At 64.9% G+C, this 19,005-nt stretch carries 13 protein-coding genes; 8 read left to right on the plus strand and 5 right to left on the minus strand.

Annotated features, from left to right (window positions below):
* The first annotated feature begins 64 nt into the window (after positions 1–64).
* Positions 65–1,903 carry a hypothetical protein gene (locus tag KF838_14090; GenBank protein ID QYK47907.1) on the plus strand — a complete coding sequence of 613 codons (1,839 nt, stop codon included), beginning with the start codon at positions 65–67 and terminating at the stop codon, positions 1,901–1,903.
* A 162-nt stretch (positions 1,904–2,065) separates the two neighbouring features.
* On the opposite strand, the gene KF838_14095 is transcribed toward KF838_14090, so the two are convergent.
* Together KF838_14095 and KF838_14100 are read right to left on the minus strand one after the other, a co-directional pair.
* Positions 2,066–2,737 carry a hypothetical protein gene (locus KF838_14095; GenBank protein QYK47908.1) on the minus strand — a complete coding sequence of 224 codons (672 nt, stop codon included), beginning with the start codon at positions 2,735–2,737 and terminating at the stop codon, positions 2,066–2,068.
* 36 nt (positions 2,738–2,773) lie between these two features.
* Positions 2,774–4,165 (minus strand): replication-associated recombination protein A, encoded by a 1,392-nt coding sequence (locus KF838_14100; GenBank protein QYK47909.1) that lies wholly within the window; start codon positions 4,163–4,165, stop codon positions 2,774–2,776.
* A 134-nt stretch (positions 4,166–4,299) separates the two neighbouring features.
* Between KF838_14100 and KF838_14105 the strand changes: the two genes are divergently transcribed.
* The 7 genes from KF838_14105 (at position 4,300) to KF838_14135 (ending at position 15,428) form a co-directional block, all read left to right on the plus strand.
* On the plus strand, positions 4,300–5,046 hold the full coding sequence (locus KF838_14105; GenBank protein ID QYK47910.1) for a 1-acyl-sn-glycerol-3-phosphate acyltransferase: 747 nt from the start codon (positions 4,300–4,302) through the stop codon (positions 5,044–5,046).
* A 210-nt stretch (positions 5,047–5,256) separates the two neighbouring features.
* Complete coding sequence (locus KF838_14110) at positions 5,257–5,862, plus strand: TetR/AcrR family transcriptional regulator (GenBank protein QYK47911.1); 606 nt, start codon at positions 5,257–5,259, stop codon at positions 5,860–5,862.
* Complete coding sequence (locus tag KF838_14115; protein ID QYK47912.1) at positions 5,859–7,130, plus strand: efflux RND transporter periplasmic adaptor subunit; 1,272 nt, start codon at positions 5,859–5,861, stop codon at positions 7,128–7,130. Before KF838_14110 ends, KF838_14115 begins: the two co-directional genes overlap by 4 nt.
* A 92-nt stretch (positions 7,131–7,222) precedes the next feature.
* Positions 7,223–10,405, plus strand: coding sequence for an efflux RND transporter permease subunit (locus KF838_14120; protein ID QYK47913.1), 3,183 nt, complete (start codon positions 7,223–7,225; stop codon positions 10,403–10,405).
* 34 nt (positions 10,406–10,439) lie between these two features.
* The gene (locus tag KF838_14125) at positions 10,440–11,933 is read left to right on the plus strand and encodes an efflux transporter outer membrane subunit (protein QYK47914.1); all 1,494 of its coding nucleotides are present in this window, start codon (positions 10,440–10,442) and stop codon (positions 11,931–11,933) included.
* A 45-nt stretch (positions 11,934–11,978) separates the two neighbouring features.
* The gene (locus KF838_14130) at positions 11,979–12,635 is read left to right on the plus strand and encodes a sigma-70 family RNA polymerase sigma factor (protein ID QYK47915.1); all 657 of its coding nucleotides are present in this window, start codon (positions 11,979–11,981) and stop codon (positions 12,633–12,635) included.
* Positions 12,636–12,686: 51 nt separating this feature from the next.
* Positions 12,687–15,428, plus strand: coding sequence for a serine/threonine protein kinase (locus KF838_14135; protein ID QYK47916.1), 2,742 nt, complete (start codon positions 12,687–12,689; stop codon positions 15,426–15,428).
* 184 nt (positions 15,429–15,612) lie between these two features.
* Here KF838_14135 and KF838_14140 read toward each other — a convergent pair whose 3' ends face one another.
* The 3 genes from KF838_14140 to KF838_14150 all read right to left on the minus strand — a co-directional run bounded on the left by KF838_14140 (position 15,613) and on the right by KF838_14150 (position 18,568).
* Positions 15,613–16,191 (minus strand): hypothetical protein, encoded by a 579-nt coding sequence (locus KF838_14140; protein ID QYK47917.1) that lies wholly within the window; start codon positions 16,189–16,191, stop codon positions 15,613–15,615.
* 191 nt (positions 16,192–16,382) lie between these two features.
* Positions 16,383–17,087, minus strand: coding sequence for an NUDIX hydrolase (locus KF838_14145; GenBank protein QYK47918.1), 705 nt, complete (start codon positions 17,085–17,087; stop codon positions 16,383–16,385).
* A 26-nt stretch (positions 17,088–17,113) separates the two neighbouring features.
* Positions 17,114–18,568 carry a hypothetical protein gene (locus KF838_14150; protein QYK47919.1) on the minus strand — a complete coding sequence of 485 codons (1,455 nt, stop codon included), beginning with the start codon at positions 18,566–18,568 and terminating at the stop codon, positions 17,114–17,116.
* Positions 18,569–19,005 lie beyond the last annotated feature (437 nt).

The following is a 19,005-nucleotide window of genomic DNA, read 5'->3' on the forward strand; positions in this document are numbered from 1 at the left end:
GTCAAGGTCTTGTTGTAGAGGTTTGCCGCAACTCAGAAGTGTCGGTCAACAAGCGGAGCAGAGCATGAAGAGCAGAGCGTGTCTGGGCATCGTGGGAGCGACCGGGGTGTCGCTGGTGCTGCTGGCGGGGTGTGCGCAGGAGAACCTGAGCGTGCAGGGGCCGCAGACCTCGTCGACTGCGGTCGCAATGGCTCCCGTCGCGGCGGGTCCGGAGGGCTTCCGCTGGAACGCTGAGGATCCTCGTCCGGCACTTACGCCGATCGATCTTTCGGAGCCGGGGCGTGCGGCGTGGTCGACCGGCGAGGCGACGATCATCGACACGCGGGCCTTTCCGGTGCAGATCCAGGACATTCGCAGCGATGTCGTGGACATGCGGATGAAGAACAACCTGCCGCCTCACCAGCGGCCGAAGATGGTGACGGCTGTCGAGGTGGTGGACGATGTCGAGATCGGCTCGATGCTCGGGGATTCGCGTGCGTCGCTTGACGCGCTCTTCCCGGGCATGGCGCAGACGCCGTGGACGCCGCCGGACGTCACGCTGGCCGTCGGTCCCAACCACATCGTCTCGACGGTGAACATGGCCGTCGCGTTCCACGACAAGCAGGGGAATCTGCAGTTTCAGGCGAACCTGGACTCGACGGGCGATCCGGGTTTCTTCGAGGTGGTTGGCGCGTCGACGTTCACGTTCGATCCGAAGTGTTTCTATGACCATCTCGCGCAGCGGTACGTGATCGTTGCGCTGGAGGTGTACGGATCGACGCAGGCGTGGATCTGTATCGCAGTCTCCGACGACAGCGATCCGCACGGCGTCTGGTATAAGTATCGCACGAACGCAGTCATCGCGGGCGGCGGCACCCAGACCTACTGGGTCGATTACCCCGGCTTCGGATACGACAACAACGCGTACTACGTCACGGGCAATCTCTTCGGGCTCAACGTGGGTGGGTTCGGCGGTACGCTTTTCCGGATCTATCCCAAGACGCCGCTGTTGAGCGGGTCTCCGGTGACGTTCGCGGATATCAGGGATGCCGGCGTGGCCTCGGTGCAGGTGGCGCAGTGCTTCGGCAGCAACATCGCGCCCTTCTTCACCTCGATCGTCGACAACGCCAACATGCGGATCCAGGCGATCAGGAACCCGTTGACGACGCCGACGATCTCGACGGCTGCGGTCTCGGTTCCGCCTTTCTCATATCCGACGGGAGATGCGCCGAATCCCGGTGGGCTGGTTGATGTGCTCGACGGGCGCATCATGAACGCGCACTGGCGCGACGGCAAGCTCTACTTCGGACATGGCGTGTGGTCCTCCGGGAAGGCGGTCGCCCGCTGGTACCAGATCAACACGAACAACTGGCCGAATTCCGGATGGCCGACGATTTCTCAGGCGGGCACGCTCAATCTCGGTGGAACGATGGCGAGCTTCTTCCCGGCGATCGGAGCGAACAAACACGGCGATGTCGGTCTCGTTGTCGCCGGGTGCAACAGCACGACCGTGCCTTCTGTGTACGTCGCTGCCCGCCGGCAGACCGACGCGCCGGGCACGCTCGGCGCTGCGACGCTTGTCGCGACCGGCACCGCCGGCGCGAACGGCCGCTGGGGCGATTATTTCGACATCACGACCGACCCCAATGACGACGCGACTTTCTGGTACATCGGGCAGTATCAGACGCCCGCCGGGTGGCAGAGTGTGATCGGCTCGTTCATCGTGACGTGTGCCGCGAACGTCAACGGCGATCTCGATCTCGATGTTCTCGACTTCCTCGATTTCATCAACGCCTTCGGTTCGTGCGAGGGTCAGCCCGCGCCGTGCTCCGCGGGTGGGATCAGCGCCGATTTCAACGGCGACACGATCGTCGATATTCTCGACCTGCTCGACTTCCTCGACGCCTACGGGCGTGGGTGCTGAGCAATAGACGCACGATTCATCGCATCATCCGCAACGCCCCCGACCCAGTGTCGGGGGCGTTGTCGTATGGGCATACGTCGCCTGTGTGTTGTATGCCCCCCTCGTAGGGCTGTTCGGCCGTTGCAAAGCGGATCAGGGCGCTCGCCTTGCCCTGCGGCTGGATCATTCGGACTCGTCGTCCTGCTCGTCGTCCTGCTCGTCGTCCAGCTCGGTGAAGAGCACGCCGAGCATGGTGACCTGGAGAGTCGCGGCAAGCGCCTCCAATGCCTTGTAGCGCTCAGGGAGTGCTTCCTCCACATTCTCGCCTTTGACAAAGACTTCGAGTTGCGGGAGGCCGTCTCCCTCACGCAGCAGCATGTCCTCGGTCGTTGCAAGCTCGGCTTGGACGATCGCATCCTGGAGTTGCATGAGGTGAGACTCCTGGGCCTCGAAACCGAAGAGCCATGGAACGTACGCGCCCTCTTCCAGTCCGGTGTCGGTGTAGTGGCTGAGGAGCCAGCAGGCAGAATCGAGATCTTGCCACGAATCGAGCCCTGAGGCATCGAACGATGCAGTATCAACGTATCGCGCGCCCACTTGTGCCGCGAGTGCTTTCAGACGTTCTTCGAGCGAGGCGACGTCAGCGGGGGTGAGCGCGGCATTCATCTGCACGGAGAGCGATGGCGGGCCTTTTTTGGAGACCCCATCTTCAATCACTTCGGTGAACTCATCCAGCCGAAGCTCAAACTCGTCCCCGAGCATGTCATTGAGCTTCCGGAGGGGTTCGATGTTGTCCGCTTCGAGGAAGAAAGCCCAGTGCATCTCTACGGGTTGGTCGGTCGATTCTTCGTTCATCGGGCACTCCTTGTCAGCATGTGGTGTGGTCATATCTCAGCGTCGCTCCGCGCGACGCTTGCGGACCTCTTCGAGCCGCTCTTTGAGGATCTTCTCCGCGCCGTTCTCGGTCGGCTCGTAGTACCGCTTCTCGACGCCGAGATAATCCTGTCCCGTCAGGGTGTCCTTCGCATCGTGTGAGTACTGGTACTTCTCGTGCGAGGCGTTCTTGGTGCGGACGCCCTCGCCGACGGGTGAGGAGTTCGGGTCGCGGAGATAGAGGGGGACGGGGATCGTGCGGCCCTCCTGCACATCGGCGATGGCGGCGTTGATGGCGAGATAGGAGGCGTTGCTCTTGGGCGCGAGGGCGAGGTACGTGGCGCACTGGCCGAGCGTGATCCGTGCCTCGGGCATGCCGATCCGTTCGACCAGCTCCCAGCAGGCCGCGGCGACCATGATGGCCCGGGGGTCGGCGTTGCCGATGTCCTCACTGGCCAGGATCGCCATGCGCCGGGCGATGAAGCGCGGGTCCTCTCCGCCTTCGAGCATGCGGGCGATCCAGTAGAGCGCGGCGTCGGGGTCGCTGCCCCGGAGCGATTTGATCATCGCGCTCGCGGCGTCGTAGTGCCCGTCCCCCGTCTGGTCGTAGACGGCGGCCTTCTGCTGGATGGACTCTTCGGCGACGGCGCGGTCGATCACGAGCGGTCCGAGCACGGCTTCGGCATCGTCTCCGTCTGGCTCTTTGGCTCTTTGGACCTTTGGCTCTTTCGCTTGGGACAGCACCGCGACTTCCAGCGCGGTCAGCGCCCGCCGCGCATCCCCGTCGCTCTTGACCGCCCACACATGCAACGCCTCGTCCGTTACTTCAAGATCCAGTTTGCCGTACCCGCGTTCGGGGTCGGCGATGGCGCGCCTGAGGACTGAAGTGATCTCTTCTTCAGTCAACACCTCGAGACGTAGCAGCGTGGAGCGGCTGACGAGGGCGGAGTTGCAGGCGAAGAGAGGGTTCTCGGTGGTGGCGCCGATGAGGGTGACGGTGCCGCGTTCGACGTCCGCGAGCAGCACATCCTGCTGCGCCTTCGTGAATCTGTGGATCTCATCCAGGAAGAGGATGGTGCGCTGGTTCTTGTCTTCGAGGCGTGCGTAGGCCTGATCGACGATCTCGCGGATGCGTTTCACGCCGACGCTCGCGGCGTTCTCGCGCTCGAAGTGGCGCTTGGTGTGGCGGGCGATCAGTTCGGCGAGGGTGGTCTTGCCGGTGCCGGGGGGGCCGTGGAGGATGAGGGAGGTGATGACGTCGGCCTCGAGCATCCGCCGCAGGAGCTTGCCGGGGCCGAGGATGTGCGACTGTCCGGCGACCTCGTCCAGAGTCTGCGGACGCATGCGTACGGCCAGCGGCTCGACCTGTTTCCTGGCTCGGGCGCGGGTTTCTTCCCAGAGGCCGCTCATGCCTGATGCTACACCGAAGACCCTGCCAAGACCCTTCCAGGTGGGCTTGCCCGCCGAATATGGCGCAAAGGTCCTGTGTTGGCACAAGCATTTGTAGACGCTTGATTTGTGGCCGCTAACATCCGCCCACCGTGATGCCAGTTGTTGGTTCCATCCTTGTTCTTGGGGTTCTCCTCGGGCTTGGCCTTCTGGCCCGTTGGTTGAAGGACAATCCGCGCGGGGATATCGAGACGGGGTTGTTCGTCAAGCTGGCATCGCTGTATGCGCGTGTCGTGCATGGTCTTCGGGTGGAGGGGATGCCGCACGTCCCGCGCGAGAAGCACCCGGGATCTCTGATCATCATCGCGAACCACACGGCGGGGGTGGATCCGGTGTTGATTCAGGTTGTCTGTCCGTTCGAGATCCGCTGGATCATGGCGATGGATATGCGCCTGCCATCGTTCGAGTGGTTCTGGACATGGGCGCGGATCATCTCGATCCCGCGCGGGAACGAGCTGCCCGCGACCCGAGAGGCGATCCGCCATGTTCGTGAAGGCGACGATGGGCGCGGGGGCGTGCTCGGCATCTTTCCCGAGGGGGCGATCGAACGCCCGGAACGTCAGATTCTGCCGTTCCTGCGCGGCGTCGGGTTGATCATCAAGAAGTCCGAAGCGATCGTTCTGCCGGTCATCATCGAAGGAACGCCCCAGGTGGACCCGGCGTGGGCCTCGCTCTGGCGACCCAGCAGTTCGAAACTGACGTTCAAGCAACCGTTGGACTACCGGGGGAGCGGGCTGTCTGCGGAGGAGATCAGCGCGGATCTCCGCCGCCGGTTTGTTGAATGGACCGGCTGGCCGGCGAACGAGATCCACGCGGGCCTGATCCCCGGCAAGGGGTATTGAGGCCCGGCGCGGGCCGTGATCCTCAAGTGTTGATCTAATAGAGACTTGTGACGAATGAGTGCTCGTCTGCCGCGGCTGTCTCACACGGATCACGCCGCGGGATAGCGTGAGCGGGCTCTCGATACCCGATTGTTACACAAACGAGTAGTGAAGATACCCCAAATACCGTCTGGACGGTAGAAACCGACCGTCTGGACGGTAGTGTTTGGGATGCAGCAGAGTTCATTCGTCGCATTGCGGGACCGGGTGCTCGACGCGGCCGAGGGCGTTGTCGTTCGCCAGGGGATCGCGAATCTCACGCTCGAGGCCGTTGCCGCGGATGCCGGCATGAGCAAGGGCGGCTTGCTTCACCACTTTCCGAACAAGGACAAGCTGATCGAGGCGATGGTGGTTCGCTGCGCGGATCAGTGGCGCGAGCACATGAACGAGGCGTACGCGGCAACTCCTGAGGGTCCGGGGCGGATGGCCCGCTCCATGCTGAGCCACCTGAAGGATCCGGACTCTTGGACGGAGCAGTGCCAGCGTGGGTCGTGCGCGGTGTTCGCGGCACTCGCGCAGAACCCCGCGCTCATCCAACCGATGCGGGCGGTGTACAGCGAGATTCGCGAGCGGCTGTCGAAGGACGGCCTGCCCGAAGGGGTGGGGGAGACGGTGATCGCCGCGATGGATGGGCTCTGGCTCTACAGGGTGCTCGGCCTGACGACGGTGGACAAGTCGCTGATGGATCTGGTGCGGAAGGTGGTCGAGCGCCTGGTGTGCGGCTCGATCGGCACGGACGGCGCGTCCGGCAACGCTGACGGGAGGAACGACGCATGAATCGCAAGTGGATAGTCGGGACGACGATTGTGGTTGTCGGCGCGATCGCAGCGGCTGGCGCGATCGCTGCGGTCAAGGGGCGTGAGAAGGGCAACGAGGCCGGTGCTCCGAAGTTCGAGCCGTTCGAGGCGGCCCAGATCGTTGAGGCGGGCGTGATGACCTTCCAGCCGACGGCGGACATGGTGGGAACCGTCTTCGCGAAGCGATCGGTGATGGTGCGCAACGAGCTGGCGGCCCGCGTGCTCGAAGTGGGGTTCGACTCAGGCGTGGTGGTCGAGGCGGGCCAGGTGCTGGTGAGACAGGACGACACGACCGATCGCGCTGACCTTGAGGCGGCCCTGGCCTCGGTGCGCGTTGCGGAAGCGAGCATCGAGCAGGGCGACACCGAGATCGCTCTGGCGGAAGTTGAGCTTCAGCGGCTCTCGGCGGTGCAGACGCGTGCGATCGCGGAGGTGGAACTTGATCGAGCGCGTTCACGCCTCGACGCGGCCCGGGCGGCGCGTGTCCGCTGGGTTGCCGAGGCGGATCAGGCCCGGGCCCGAGTTGCGCAGGTCGAGTCCAGGATCGAGAAGCTGACCATTCGCGCGCCGTTCCGCGCACGGGCGGGGATGCGCACGGTCCACGAGGGCCAGTATCTGGCAGAGGGCACGGACATCGTCGGTCTGCAGGAACTGACCGACACGATCTATCTCGATTTCGCCGTGCCCCAGGAGTACGCGGAGCGGGCACGGGTCGGCACGGTCGTGATGGCCTCCGGCGCGATGCTCGGCTCCGAGCCCGCGAGGATCGAGGTCGTTGCCGTGGACGCGACGGTGAACAACAGCACGCGCAACCTGCGGATCCGCGCGATCGTTGACAACTCAAGGGGCGCGCTGGTGCCGGGTATGTTCGTGCAGGTGAGGGTGCCCATCGATGCGCCGTCGGAGCACGTTGTGGTCCCGAGCGTCGCGATCAGGCGTGCGCCCTACGGCAACTCGGTCTTCGTGATCAGCGCCGATGAGTCGGGCGAAACGCGGGCGTTCCAGCGTTTCGTCACGCTCGGCGAGACCGTCGGAGAACAGGTCATCGTCCTCGACGGTCTGAAGCAGGGAGAGCGCATCGCGGCGGCGGGCTCGTTCAAGCTGCGAGATGGTGTGAAGGTCGTCACCGGAGAGCCGGGGGGCGGGCCCGGAGGCGGCGCGGAAGGTGGCGATCGCGCGGGCGGGCCATCGCCGGCATCGGGCGGCGCGACGAAAGCCGACGGGCAGAGCGGCCCAGAGAAATCCTGAAGACGCGGAGCGCGTCGATCGAGGTGTGAGCAGCGGAGTTGGTCGGGTCTGGATGCGGGGAGCAGCGCCGCGTGTCGGCGCGGGAGTATCGCGTGCGATCATTCACGGACATCTTCATCAAGAAGCCGGTGCTGGCGATCGTAATCAACCTGATCATCCTTGCGGTGGGATGGAGATCGATCGACGCGCTGGCTGTCAGGCAGTATCCGCGCCTGGAGTCGAGCGCGATCGTGATCACGACGGTGTACGTCGGTGCGAGCGCGGAGACGGTGCGCGGCTTCATCACAACGCCGATCGAGCAGGCAGTGTCCGCGATCGACGGCATCGATTACATCGAGAGTTCAAGCCGCGCAGGCGTGAGCACGGTGACGGTGCGTCTGCGCCTGAACCATGACAGCAACGACGCGCTGGCGGAGATCAGCGCTCGTCTGAATCAGGTGCGCAGCCGCCTGCCGGCGGATGCCGAGGCGCCCGCGGTCGATATCCAGCGGACGGACAAGCCCTACGCGACGTTCTATATCTCGTTCACGAGTGAGCAGCTGAGTCTGGTGCAGCTGAACGACTTTCTGATCCGGGAGGTCCAGCCGGAGTTCCAGACGATCGCGGGGGTGCAGCGTGTCGCCGTCGAGGGCTCGCGCGAGCTGGCGATGCGTGTCTGGCTCGACACCGACAAGATGGAGAGCTTCGACATCTCGCCCAGCGAGGTGTGGGACGCGCTCGGCCGCAACAACTTCCTCGCGGCGGTGGGGCGCACCAAGAGCCGCGACGTGCAGATCGATCTGCTGACCGACACGGACCTGAAGGCCGTCTCGGAGTTCCGCGACCTGATCGTGCGCGAGCGTGAGGGGACGCTGGTGCGACTGGGCGATATCGCGAAAGTGGAACTCGGGAGCGAAGAGCCCACGGGGCAGGCGGGCTTCAATGGCACGCCCGCGATCTGGCTCTCGGTATGGCCGCTGCCCAGGGCGAACGAGCTCGAGGTGGCCAAGTTGCTGAAGAAGCGGATCGAGGAGGTCCGTCCGACGCTGCCGGCCGGCATCGAGATGACGCTGGCGTATGACGGCACATACTACATGGAGAACGCGATCAAGGAGATCACGAAGACGCTGGTCGAGACGGTGGCGATCGTGGCTCTGGTCGTCTTTATCTTCATGGGGAGCGTTCGGACAGTGATCGTTCCCCTGTTCGCGATGCCCGTGTCGCTGATCGGATCGTGCATCGCCATCCTGCTGTTCGGGTTCTCGCTGAATCTCCTCACGATCCTCGCGATCGTGCTGTCGGTCGGGCTGGTCGTTGACGACGCGATCGTGATGGTCGAGAACGTCGAGCGTCACATCCGCGCGGGGAAGGCCAGGTTCGAGGCGGCGTTGATCGGCGCGAGGGAGCTGGCAGCGCCTGTGGTCTCTATGACCATCACGCTCGCTGCGGTGTACGCGCCGATCGGGTTCCAGAGCGGGCTGACCGGGATGCTCTTCCGCGAGTTCGCCTTCACGCTCGCGACCGCTGTCGTGATCTCCGGGATCGTGGCGGTAACGCTCTCGCCCGTGCTCTCGTCGTGGATGATCCCGCCGGGCGGCAAAGAGGGGCGCCTGACACGAGCGGTGAACAGGGTCTTCGCGAGGATCCGGAGCGTGTACGAGCGCGTGCTCGGCGTCGTGCTGCGGGCATGGTGGGCGGTGGTGATTGCCTCGGTCGCGATCTGTGCGCTCGCGCCGTCTCTCTACACAAGGTCAAAGAAGGAACTCGCGCCCACGGAGGATGAGGGGATCGTCTTCGCGGTTGTGCAGACCGCGCCCGATGCAACGCTCGACTACACCGTGCGAGGATTCTCCAAGGTTGCCGACGCATTCATGTCAGTCCCCGAGGCGAAGTTCTTCTTCCAGGTCGCGGAGCTCGCGATGGGAGGCGGATTCGGCGGGATCCAGACGATCGATTGGCACGAGCGTGATCGCACGACCGAGCCGATCCAGGGCGAGGTCATCGGCAAGTTGATGATGATCGAGGAGCTCCGATCGATCGCCGTTCGCCCCGCTCCACTTCCCGGCGCGGGCCAGTTCGATGTCGAGTTGATGGTCACCAGCGGGGCCGAAGCGCCCGAGATGGAGCCCATCATCAACCAGATCATCGGCGCTGGATACGCATCTGAGAAGTTCGTGTACGTCGATTCCGATCTGAAGATCGATCTGCCGCAGACTCGCATCGAGATCGATCGGAAGAAAGTCGCCGACCTCGGTCTTGATCTTGCCGACGTCGGTCGCGATCTTTCCGTCCTTCTCGCGGGCGGGTATGTCAATCGATTCAACTACGAGGGTCGTTCCTACAAGGTGATTCCGCAGGTGGGCGACGAACTCCGGCAGATACCGGAGCAGGTATTGCAGTGGAAGGTCCGCACCCGCGACGGCGGAAGCGTCACGCTTCGCTCGCTCGTGACGCTGCGGACAGAGGCGGTGCCCCGCGTGCTGACCCGATTCCAGCAGCGGAACAGCGCAAAGGTCTACGGCGTGGTCGCGCCGGGGGTGACGAAGGAAGAGGCGCTGAGCGCGCTGGAGCAGGCCGCCCGGGAGATCGTGCCCCCCGGCTACGCGATCGACTACGCCGGCGAGAGCCGCCAGATGCGCACGGAGGGCGCGACGCTCGTCTCGACGCTCGGGTTCGCGGTCGGCATCATCTATCTGGTGCTCGCGGCACAGTTCGGGAGTTTCCGTGATCCGTTCATCGTGCTCTTCGGCTCGGTGCCGCTGGCGCTGACCGGCGCGCTCGTGTTCACCGCGACGGGCATCACCACGGTGAACATCTATTCGCAGGTCGGTCTGATCACGCTGGTCGGTCTGGTCGCGAAGAACGGGATCCTGATCGTCGAGTTTGCGAACCAATTGCAGGAGCAGGGGCTCTCGAAGCGTGACGCGGTACGCCAGGCCGCGGGGACGCGCCTTCGTCCGATCCTGATGACATCCGCCGCGACGATCTTCGGGCACTTCCCGCTTGTCCTGGTCTCCGGCGCGGGTGCGGAGGCACGCAACAGCATCGGTATCGTGCTCGTCAGCGGCATGGCCATCTCGACGGTCTTCACGCTGTTTGTTGTTCCATCCATTTACATCCTCCTCGCGGCACGGCGCAAGCCGAGCCACGCGCCGGATACCCCGGCGACAACCGGAGCAGGTGATGCCCCATCGCCGGTCCACGCTTCGGGTGGCAGCGGAACCGGGCCGGTGTCTGCCGGGCCTGGTTCGCCTGGGCCTGGTTCGCCTGGGCCGGGATCACTGGCGCCCGCATGATCCGCAGCGAAGTCGATTCATCAACGAGCATGAGATGCACGATCAGATCACGATCCGAGGCCAATCGATGAAACTCGCCTGGACATCCGCCCTTCTCGGCTTGTGCCTGCTCAGCGGCTGCACGGTCGGTCCGAATCACGCCGAGCCGGTGACGCTCGCGCCCGGTGCCTGGCCGGAGTCGCCTGCCGGAACGCTCGCGGAAGCCGAACCGGACCTGCGCACATGGTGGGCTCGCTTTGAGGACCCCACGCTGAACGATCTCGTCGGGCGCGCTCTTGAAGGGAACCTCGATCTTCGCGAGGCGGCGGCCCGAGTCCGTGAGGCAAGGGCTCTGCGAGGCGTCGCGGCATCGGACCAGTTCCCGACCATCAACGTCGGCGCTTCGGCCTCCTATTCCCGGGACAGCGAGAACGCGTTCGGGAACGGTGGAGGTGGGAGTGGGGGGGGCGGCTCCAACAGCGCGGGCCAGGAGAATGATCTCTACGACGCGGGCTTCGATGCCGCGTGGGAGATCGATGTCTTCGGGCGTGTCCGTCGCTCGGTCGAGGCGGCCGACGCGGATCTCGCGGCTTCGCTCGAATCCGAGCGCGACGTGCGGGTCATCCTAGTTGCGGAGGTTGCGCGGACGTACATGGAGCTTCGTGCGTCACAGTCGCGTCTGGAGATCGCCAACCAGAATGTGAGCACACAGAAAGAAACGCTCGAACTCTCGCAGGATCGTCTCGGCGCGGGGCTCGGCACGGAGCTCCAGGTCTCTCAGGCGACCACACAGCTCGAATCGACGCGCTCGCAGATTCCCGTTCTTATGGCGCAGGTCAGGCGCGCAGCGCATCGGCTGGATGTCCTGCTCGGACAGCAGCCCGGGACGCTTCGCGATGAACTCGGGTCGGCGCAGGTCCCGCCCTCGCCAGAGCTGGTGCAGATCGGCCTCCCCGCCGAGCTGCTCCGCAGGCGTCCGGATATCCGGCGTGCGGAGCGGGAGCTCGCCGCGGCGACGGCCCGCGTCGGGGTCGCTACCGCCGATCTCTATCCGCGTCTCACACTGAACGGGAGTTTCGGTGTTCAGAGCGAGGACACTGGCAATCTGTTCGATGCGAGCAGTCGGACGTGGAGTGTGGGTCCGCTCGCGGTGCGTTGGCCGATCTTCACGGCCGGCCGCGTTCGTTCCGCCATCCGCGTGAATGAGGCGCGCCAGGAACAGGCGCTGATCGCTTACGAGAGAACCGTTCTCCTCGCCTACGAGGAGGTCGCCAACGCGCTGGTCTCGTACGCCCGTGTCCGCGAGCGCCGGGAGTCGCTCACGCGCGCGATGCTCGCGAGCGCGACAGCCGTCGAACTCTCACAGGATCTGTGGACCCGCGGCCTCACGGACTTCCTCAACGTGCTCGACTCGCAGAGGGCCTTGTTCCTTCTCCAGGACCAGCTCGCCGAGAGCGCCGCCGAAGAGGCCACCAGTCTTGTCGCGATCTACAAGGCCCTGGGGGGCGGGTGGGACGACCAAGCCGTTGCCGCGGCATCGTCTCGGTGAGTCAACCCCTTCACGCGGCCCCCCTGTGTGCCGATAAACTCTGGTATGCTCCCGCGTGAGAACTCCCATGATGGACCAGATCGGCCCCATTCGGCCGCCGGATCGCCATCGGACTCGGCGGGCAACGCGGGGAAAGTCGGCGGCAGCGGGGGGGCCGAGTCCGATCGAGTCCCCTCGGACGATCGTGCAACAACACGAGCCGCGTTCGATCGTGTGTACGCCGAGCTGCGCGAACTAGCGCACAGCCAGATGCGCCACGAGCGAGCAGGACTCACGCTCCAGCCGACCGCGCTGGTGCACGAGGTGTACCTGCGACTGAGCCGCGACGAGGGCGTCGTGTGGGAGAACTCGCGCCACTTCTTTGCCGCCGCCGCAGAGGCCATGCGCCGCATCCTCGTCGAGCGCGCCCGGCGCGTCGCGAGCCGCAAGCACGGCGGTGGGCGCAAGCGTGTGGAACTCTCCGAGGGAGCCGAGGCGATCGACGAGGCCGACCCGGAGGCCATGATCTCGCTCGACGAGGCCATGGAGGAACTGCGTGCATTCGACCCCCAACTGGCAGAGGTCGCCATGCTCCGCTACTTCGCGGGGCTTTCCGTCGAGCGGACGGCTGAGATGATGGGACGGTCCGAGCGATCCATAAAATATGACTGGGCGGCTGCCCGTGCCTGGCTACTCCGTCGCATGGATGGAGACGGGGACTAGTCCGGCTCGCCGGCGAGCATTCGCCCGAGCATGAAGCATGGGAGCGTGGGCGTGTCGAGTGAGTCATGGGCACGGGTGAAGCAGATCGTCGCCGAGGCCCTTGAGCTCTCTGGCGCAGAACGCGCACGCTTCATCGAAGCACGCTGCGCGGGTGATGACGGGATTCTCTCTGAGGTACGCTCTCTCGTCGCCGCGTCCGACTCCTCAACCGCCGTGCTCTCCCTCCGGACCGATGCGTGGCTCGGATACGCGGGACCGGAAGAGATCGACCTAAGCAACCAACGCATCGGGCGATACCTGCTGCGTAGGAAGATCGCCGAAAGCCCGGGCGCACTGATCTACCTCGCCGCCCAGGAGAACCCCGAGCGACAGGTCGTCGTGAAACTCCTGCGCTCCCCCCTGCCCGTGCCCGAGGTCACCGAGCGATTCAGGATCGAGGCCTCCGCGCTAGGAAGGATCGAGCACCCCAATGTTGCGCGTATCTACGAGGCCGGCGTCCATCGCTCTGGTCTTGGTGCGCCGATCGCATACATCGCCATGGAGTATGTCGAGGGCGTGCCGATCACGCAGCACGCCCGGGAGAGTGCCCTTTCGCGAGAGGCGATCGTCCGGCTCATGATCAAGGTTGCGCACGCCGTCCACGCGGCACACCAGCGCGCCGTGATCCACCGAGACCTCAAGCCTGCCAACGTGCTCGTCGACCAGTCGGGCGAGCCCCGCGTGCTCGACTTCGGCATCGCGCGGATCACCAGCCCCGATCGCGAGGCCCCGACAGCCCTGACCCACGCCGGCTCGCTCCTCGGCACGCCGGGGTACATGCCGCCCGAGCAGGTCTCAGGACGCCCGGACGGCGCGGACGTCCGCACCGATGTCTGGGCGCTCGGCGCGATCCTCTACGAACTGCTCACAGGTCGCCTGCCGATCGACGTCGCCGGACTCGGGCTCCTCGAATCCATCGCGCGCATCGGCTCAGCTGAGCCCCTGCCGCCATCAAAGCTGGACCCCTCCCTCAGGGGCGACCTCGACGCGATCGTCATGACCGCCATCGCGCGCGAGAAGCACCGTCGCTACGCCTCCGCCGAGGCACTCGCGCTCGATCTCGAACGATGGCTGCGCCACGAGCCCGTCGCGGCACGCACGCCGACGCTCTCCTATCGCGCCGCGTCCTTCGCCAGGAGGCATCGCGCGGGCGTCGCGATCGCCGCGATCACGATCGGGGCCATTACCCTGGGCACGATCGCGCTCTCCGTCGCGTTCGTGCGATCCGAGCGCGAGCGAGCGAGGGCCGATGCCGCGAACGCTCTCCTCCGCACGCTCATCACCTCCGCCGATCCGGCCTTCGGCGACCGCGACGCGACGATGCTGAGCGTGCTGGACAACGCGGAGGCCCGCATCGACGGCGAGTCGGGCCTCCACCCGCTCGTGGAGGCGGACGTGCGATCCTCCCTAGGCTCGATGCGCTTCGGCCTCGGCGACTACGACCGCGCCCGCGAGCAACTCGAACGGGCGATCGCGCTCCGTGAGCGAGCGGGCGCAGAGCGCAGCCGCGCCGCGTTTGAGGATCGCGCACGGCTCGTGAACGCGCTCCGCTGGCTCTACCGCGCTGCCGATGCCGAGTCGCTCGCAGAGACGCTCGTGCGCCAGGCGACCGCCCGCTTCGGTCCGAGGGACCGCGTGACCATCTTTGCCCGGGAGGTGCGGGCCGGATGCATGCAGGATCGCGAGGATCTCGCAGGCGCGGAGACCGAACTCCGCGATCTGGCTTCACTCTGTGAGCGCACGCTCGGCGCGGCATCCGAGCAGGCGCTCGCCGTGCAGGGCCAGCTCGCATCGGTGCTGATGGCGCGGGGCGCTTACTCGGAGGCCGAGTCTCTGCAGCGGCGTGTGCTCGCCGAGCGCGAGCGAGTGCACGGTGCGAACAAGATCGAGACGCTCACGATCCGGGCCAACATCGCGGCACTTATGGGCGAGCAGGGGCAGACCGCTGCCGCCGCCGACGCCCTCCGCGTCCTCCACGCCGACGCCGTCAACGCCATCGGCCCGGTCCATGAGCTCTCGCTCACGATCGGGTCGAACCTCACAGAGATGCTCATGCGCCTCGGGCGGGGCGAAGAGGCCGCCGCGTCCTCTGAGGCACGCCTCGCACGCTGCGTCCAGGAACTCGGCTGGGGCCACGCCCGCACCCAGAGCGAGGCCGCCGCGCTCGGATCACTCCGCCTCAGACTCGGGCAGCACGACGCCGCGCTCGAACTCGCGCACCGCGCCGGCTCCGAGGCCGCACAAGCCCTCGGTACCGAGAGCCAGTGGTACCACCGGCAGCGACAGAACCAGGCCGCGGCACTCTCCGCCTCCGGCCGCTTCGAGGAGTCCGAAGCGCTCTACACGCAGGCCATCGACTTCTATCGCATGTCGTTCGGCCCCGATCACCAGCTCACGCTCGGCGCATCGAACAACTACGGCCTCATGCTCGTCGAGCGGGGAGACGGTGAGAGGGCAGAGGCCGTGCTCCGCGACACACTGGATCGGGCGTTGGCCAGCGGCTTCGCCCCGATGGAGCCGGTCGTGCGCCGCAACCTCGGGCGCGCGCTCGACCTGCTCGATCGCGACGACGAGGCCCTCGCCGTACTCGAACGCGCGTACACCCTTAGTGTCGAGCGAGGCGAGCAGGAGCACGCCTCGAAAGCAGCCCAAGCCCTCGCGGCGTTCTTCGAGAAGCGGGGACGCGCCTCAGAAGCCGGCGCGTGGCGAGGCCGCGTACCCGATACGGGTACGCGCGGTACGGGTTCGCCGTGAGACCAGCGCACCAGCGGAAAGAATGGAGCCGGGGGGAATCGAACCCCCGAGCTTTCGCTGGATTTCGCCCAAGATTCGCGATCTTTCGAGTGCGCGCAGCACCAGGCGCAGCGCGCGACGCTTGGAGCATGGTTGGGTCATGGAAGGGGTGGAGATCACAAATCTAGAAGCCCCCCATCGAGCGTTACGCGGAAGCCATCAACTCCTCGATCCTCGCGGAAGAGAACTTCCACGACTCGGGGATCTGGTCAACCTTCCCGCCATGCTTGGCGCGGTCGGTCCAAATCCTCTTCTCCATGAGCATCGTCTCTCCCCGACCGCCCGCGCTCGCCTTCAGTTGCAGCGCGACCTCCGCCGGGGTCGCCAAGTACACGCGAGGCATGGCGTCGATTGGCACGTCGATGAACTGAACGAAGCAGAACACGGTGCGAGGTTTGTGCCGGGCAAGCCACGCGTCAATCGCCTCGTGGTAGTTGGCCATGCCCTTCTTGAGGTAGGATTGCGTGAGACCCCAGCCGCGGTCCTGACTGCCCTTAACAGACACCTTTAACATCTGCTGGCCGCGAATCACCGCAAGGTCGTATTCGGGCTGATTCGCGCCGTATTGCACAGAAACGTCGTACCCACAGCGAGCGAACAGTGCGGCCGCGATGGCCTCGGCCGCGACTGCTACGTGCCATTGACCCATCTTCGGTGAGAGCATCTCGCTTGACATCATGAGATAATAGAGGATTGCGAGTGCACTGCTGACATACTGCGACACGGGTCACAGCCCGGGACGGTTCTTGCCCATCGCGGAGCGAGCCGCGATCCCGCCCGTCCTCTGACACCTGACAGAACTGACAAAACCATCGCGGATGTAGTGGGGATGCCAATGGGCCATTACCGGCTATCGGCTGTGCCCTAGTGGTTGTGACGGCAGGCCGCGGTTCCGCGTAGCCCGCTCGGCGGTCTCTATTCCAGCAGCCCGGACACGGCCGCCCTTGTCCATGCAGCGATCGTGAATGAGTCGGTGATCTCGCCGGAGGCGATTTTCGACCGGAACTGGGCGAGCGGCACCTCCATGCCCTCTGATTCCTCGTTCTTGGCCTTGGCGGGGTCCCACGTCATCACGTGAGCCACGAACAGATGGGCGAAGTCCGATGTAAGTCCCGTGTTGGTGTGCATCTGACCAAGAGGAGTCCACATCGCGTCCTCGCTCCCAATCTCCTCCTTGAGTTCACGGCGGGCTGCCGCCTCGCAGGTCTCTCCGGCCTCTGCAAACCCTCGCGGGATTTCAAGGTGCCATTGACGAGTGGCGTGGCGGTAGTGGTTCAGAAGGACGACTTTGTCGTCGCCGAGGATCGGAAGTATCGCGGCTCCGGCAGACCCTCGGGCAACTGCTGGCGGGATGATCCTGACGTACATGCCCAACTTGCCCGAGGCGAACCGGACAGGGTCGCGTAGTACTCGGAAGTATTCGTCCTCATAGTGCAGACCCGGACGCGCCCATTCTTCCGGATGACCCGCCTCGCGGAGTCTTGCGGCGGTCGCCTCGCGGGCACGGTTTATCTCCTCGGCTGCTGTGAGGATCTCGATGGGTCGCTTTCCCTCTTTGGCGAACAGAGCAGGATCTGCTGCAACAAGTGCTTGGTATCTGGACCACGCGTGATCGTTCACAGTAAAAGTCTCCACAAACGAGGCATCTACTCTGGCGCTGTGTCGCGCAGTATCCGTTCGATGCGGCCCTGAAGTCCGATAGAGCGCCGGCGGTTCGCGGTGCGTGCGAGTCGATTGTATGAATACGCAAGCCCGCTCGGTGCTACGGACTTGATCACGTCGGCGTTGGCCGACACAAAGCCGGATTCATCATCGATCGTTTTCTGGACGACAACTGATGCCACATCAATGAAGAACTCCAGACCCTTCCGTTCGAAATCCCGAAGGAACGCGCTGCCGGGTGCCATGTCGCGCACCACGCTCCAGTTCAGGCTCACGCGTTGAGCGACCGTGCGGGCGAATGCGAGCCTCCGATCGGCTCGTTCTTCCGGGGCCGCTGCCCGAAGCGCGGCGTGAGCGTCGCGGTAAGCGCCCGACTCGATCGCATCCTCGATATGCTCCCAACTGATCTCGTCGAGTACATCTATGTCCCGAACCGCGAGGAACGGGTGCTCCCCAGCCTCGGTCGTGCCTCCACTTGGTCTCAAGGTGTCGTCCCACAATGAGTGGAGCGCGTCAACGGTGCGAGGGCTTACCCGATCGACCGAACCCAGTTCATCCACCAGCGTGAAGAGCGGAGACTCGGCCGCGAAGACGCGATCCGATCGGAACGACCCGGCGACGACTTTGTTGTAGGCGTTATTCACGACGCACCGCGCGATCTCATCCGTCCATGTCCACGCGTCTAGTCTGCTGGCTGCGATCTCGCTGAGTTCGTTGAGCCATGTGGTCCTGGAGTTGCCAGATGGCTCGGCGCTCAGGCGAGCCAGCAGAGCTGTCAAGCGGCTAGCTGACTCCATGCAATGACTGCGTTCGTCGTCGGTAGCCCAATCGTCAAGACGATCCCCGATCTCGATACGCTGTTGCAACGTCGCTATGCCCTCGCCAATGCGCGTGCAGAGGTTTGGGTTGCTGCCGCCGAACTGAGGCGTCAGGATGCGTGGGCTGAAGTCAGCCTGCTTGTGGGCGACGATCTCGTCGAGTCGATGGAGACCCTCGATGAGCAGTGAGTTCGCTTCGCACGCAGCCACTGATCCGTTCGGATCGCTGAATGCGTCCGCCGGAGTCCGGTCTACACCACCCGCGAGCCATGCGCGAAACCTGTCCGCCTGTGACTCGTGTGGACGCCAGGCCGAGGATGCCCACGCTGGATTGGCCGATCGAGTGGCCAGGATCTGACGGGGTGTCGCGGGCTTTCCTCCGATTGCGAGGAAGAATCGGATCCCGTTGTGGTCGCGGATTACCTTTGCGAATGCTGGCGAGGTCGCCAGTTCCCGCAGCACGAAGGTGTTGTCTACGAGATGTGGTTCTCCCAAGTCGATGGGCTCGCCCAGCAGGATCGCGAGTTTGATGGTTCGGCGTGCAAGGTCCACGAACGGCTCAACAACCGCTCCGTTCAGTTCTCGCGCAACGTTGACGCTATCCAGCGACCAGATATACACCGAAGTCCTCCCTTCGCGGCAAGCAGTCAGGCATTATTCGTGGAGGAGGGAGTCAGGGTTTCAGGGTTGGGGGCGAATCTCACGGGGGTATGCAGACCTCGCGGAGTGATGAGAATCTGGCGGGGCGGGGTACGATCAGGAAGAATCGGGTCCTCAATAGCAATCTTAACAATGTTGCGGTGTGCTTCGCCACGGCGAAGCGTGCAGCGCCCTGCGCCGCTACGCGGAGACCCTGTGTACTGAGCAAGACTATGACGTGGGCCGTCGGTGTGGATGCACCGTCGGGAAGAGCCCATCATGTCACCAACACAAACTCCCTGCGTGTGACCGGCTGGAGCCCTGCGGGCGCATCACACTGGCGACGAGCCGCCATCAATGGCTCGACGTGCTTGAAGTCGGCGGATCTGACCTAGCCGCCGCCGGAGACTTGCTCTCCG

The sequence above is a fragment of the Phycisphaeraceae bacterium genome, assembly GCA_019454185.1.
GTDB lineage: Bacteria > Planctomycetota > Phycisphaerae > Phycisphaerales > UBA1924 > JAHBWV01.

What these genes read in the sequence shown, in the direction of transcription:
- KF838_14125 (QYK47914.1), top strand. Translation starts at nt 10,440, where the DNA reads ATGCACGATCAGATCACGATCCGAGGCCAATCGATGAAACTCGCCTGG.
- KF838_14130 (QYK47915.1), top strand. Translation starts at nt 11,979, where the DNA reads ATGCTCCCGCGTGAGAACTCCCATGATGGACCAGATCGGCCCCATTCG.
- KF838_14100 (QYK47909.1), bottom strand. Translation starts at nt 4,165, where the DNA reads ATGAGCGGCCTCTGGGAAGAAACCCGCGCCCGAGCCAGGAAACAGGTC.
- KF838_14115 (QYK47912.1), top strand. Translation starts at nt 5,859, where the DNA reads ATGAATCGCAAGTGGATAGTCGGGACGACGATTGTGGTTGTCGGCGCG.
- KF838_14105 (QYK47910.1), top strand. Translation starts at nt 4,300, where the DNA reads ATGCCAGTTGTTGGTTCCATCCTTGTTCTTGGGGTTCTCCTCGGGCTT.
- KF838_14110 (QYK47911.1), top strand. Translation starts at nt 5,257, where the DNA reads ATGCAGCAGAGTTCATTCGTCGCATTGCGGGACCGGGTGCTCGACGCG.
- KF838_14095 (QYK47908.1), bottom strand. Translation starts at nt 2,737, where the DNA reads ATGAACGAAGAATCGACCGACCAACCCGTAGAGATGCACTGGGCTTTC.
- KF838_14090 (QYK47907.1), top strand. Translation starts at nt 65, where the DNA reads ATGAAGAGCAGAGCGTGTCTGGGCATCGTGGGAGCGACCGGGGTGTCG.